The sequence below is a fragment of the Thermoanaerobaculia bacterium genome, assembly GCA_035717485.1.
Taxonomy (GTDB): Bacteria; Acidobacteriota; Thermoanaerobaculia; order UBA5066; family DATFVB01; genus DATFVB01.
This window is the reverse complement of record DASTIQ010000276.1, coordinates 1-2593: the sequence shown is the minus strand read 5'-3', so window position 1 is coordinate 2593 and position 2593 is coordinate 1. Positions and strand designations below refer to the sequence as shown.

The 2593-nt window shown below is 72.5% G+C and carries 2 protein-coding genes; one reads left to right on the top strand and one right to left on the bottom strand.

What is annotated here, in order from left to right:
* The coding region (gene tsaB / locus VFS34_14405; protein HET9795642.1) for a tRNA (adenosine(37)-N6)-threonylcarbamoyltransferase complex dimerization subunit type 1 TsaB at positions 1-437 on the bottom strand (437 nt) is incomplete at its 3' end.
* Between the two features lie 16 nt (positions 438-453).
* Between tsaB and mutS the strand changes: the two genes are divergently transcribed.
* A partial coding sequence (gene mutS / locus VFS34_14400; protein HET9795641.1) for a DNA mismatch repair protein MutS occupies positions 454-2593 on the top strand: 2140 nt, incomplete at its 3' end.

Below are 2593 nucleotides of genomic sequence, written 5' to 3'. Positions count from 1 at the left end.
TCCTCGCCCTCGAGGCGCGCCCGGTCGCCCGAGAGGTCGTAGGTCGCCGCGTAGACGTCGCCGCGTTCGGCCGGAAGCCAGGCGGAGACGCGCGTTTCCCCCGTCCCCCGGGCCGTCTCGGCGAGCGCCTCGAGCGACCCGACCGTTTCGAGCGGGACCCGGAGGGACCGGGCGAAGCCCCACGCGGTGGCGAGCCCCACGCGGATCCCGGTGAACGATCCCGGACCGGCGAGCGCCGCGACGCGCGAGACGTCGCCGAGGCGTGCGCCGGCCCGTTCGAGGAGCGCTGCGAGGGCCGGAAGGAGGACTTCGGAGACGTGACGTCCGGAGGGCAGACGGCTCTCTTCCTCGAAGCGCATCCCGGCGAGAGCGAGCGCGGGAACGGGAGTGGCCGTGTCGAGCGCGAGCACGAGCATCCGCGACGCGTATGTTACCATCGCCGCTCTCTTCCCCATGAGCGTCGCTTCCCGCGTCACCCCCATGCTGCAGCAGTATTTCGAGGCGAAAGCGCGCGCCGGCGACGCCCTGCTCCTCTATCGGATGGGGGATTTCTACGAGCTCTTCTTCGAGGACGCGCGGACCGCGTCGGCGCTCCTCGGACTCACCCTGACTTCCCGGCATCGCGATTCGGACATCGAGGCGCCGATGTGCGGGATGCCGCACCACGCCGTCGAGGGATACATCGCGCAGCTGATCGCGGCCGGCCATCGGGTGGCCGTCTGCGACCAGGTGGAGGACGCGAAGAAGGCGAAGGGGCTCGTTCGCCGGGAGATCACGAGGATCGTCACGCCCGGCACCGTCCTCGAGCCGGAATCGCTCCCCGGAGCCCGGCCGAACTACCTCGCGGCGCTCTGTCGCCGGGGAAAACGGGCCGGCGTCGCCTTTCTCGATCTCTCCACCGGCGAGCTCCGCGCGGGCGAGGTCGCCGACGAAGAGCTCGCCGACGTGATGACGGCGTATCCCGCGCGGGAGATCCTCCTCCCGGAAGGGAGCGAGGCGGACGGATGGGCCGGCCGCGCCACGGCGCGTCCGGCGGCCGCGTTCGCCCAGGCGACGGCCGAGAAGCGCCTGGCGGAGACGTTCCGCGCGGCGTCTCTCGAGGCGTTCGGATTCGCGCCGGGAGACGCCGGTCTCGCGGCGTGCTGGGCGGCTCTCGAATACGCCCGCGAGAATCGCCGCGGGGACGCGCTCCACATCTCCCCGCCCCGTCCGCTCGCTCCGGATCGTCATCTTCGCCTCGACGCGGCCACGCTCGCGCACCTCGAGATCTTCGAATCGGCCGACCCGCGCTCCGGCGCCACCCTCTTCTCCGCGCTCGACGAGACGGCGACGCCGATGGGCTCCCGCGCGCTGCGCGAGATGCTCGCCCGTCCCCTCCGCGGGAACCTCGAGATCGAGGCGAGGCTCGACGGAGTCGAGGAGCTCGTCTCGCGCGCCGGGCTCCGCGCCGAGCTGCGCGAACGCCTGAGCGGAGTCGGCGATCTGGCGCGGCGCGTCGGGCGGATCGCGCTTCGAGCGGCCGGTCCGCGCGACGTCGCGGGTCTCGGGTCGACGCTCCGCGCGATGCCGGAGCTCCGCGAATCGCTCCGGCCTCTGGCGTCGCCGCCGCTGGCGGTCCTGCGCGACCGCTTCCCCGACACCGAAGACGTGGCGGGCCGGATCGCGCGCACGCTCGTCGAGGAACCGCCGGCCCTGATCTCCGCCGGCGGAGCCGTCCGCGACGAGGCGGACCCGGAGCTCGCCGAGCTCCGCGGACTCCGCTCGAACGCCCAGGAGGCGCTGACCCGTTTCGAAGCCCGCGAGCGGGAGCGCACGGGCATCGCGAACCTGCGCGTCCGGTACAACCGCGTCTTCGGCTATTCGATCGAGATCACCCGGGGGCAGAAGGAGAAGACGCCGGCCGACTACGTCCGCCGCCAGACGCTCGCCAACGCCGAGCGCTTCACGACGCCGGAGCTCTCGGAGCTCGAAGCGAAGATCCTCGGGGCGGACGAGCGAATCCTGGAGATCGAGGCCCGGGTTTTCGGCGAGCTCGCGGAATTCCTCGCGGCGGAGTCGACCCGCCTCGCGGAGGTCGCTCGCGCGCTCGGGGAGATCGACCTCTACGCGTCGCTCGCGGAGACCGCCGCGACGCGCGGCTACGTCCGCCCGCGGATCGCGGAGCGGCCCGGCATCCGGATCGTCGAGGGCCGTCATCCGGTGGTCGAGCGGGTGCGCCGCGACGAGCCGTTCGTCGCCAACGACGTCGCGCTCGACGCCGAAACGCGGATCGTCATCCTCACGGGACCGAACATGGGGGGCAAGTCCACGTTCCTGCGGCAGATCGCCCTGATCGCTCTGCTCGCCCGGGCGGGGGCGTTCGTCCCCGCGAGGGAAGCCGAGATCGGACCGATCGACCGGATCTTCACGCGCGTCGGCGCGTCCGACCACCTCGCCCGCGGCGAATCGACGTTCATGGTCGAGATGATCGAGGCGGCGAACATCCTGCGGAACGCGACCCCGGAGAGCCTCGTCATCCTCGACGAGGTGGGCCGCGGCACGTCGACGTTCGACGGCCTCTCGCTCGCGTGGGCGATCGTCGAGCACCTGCGCG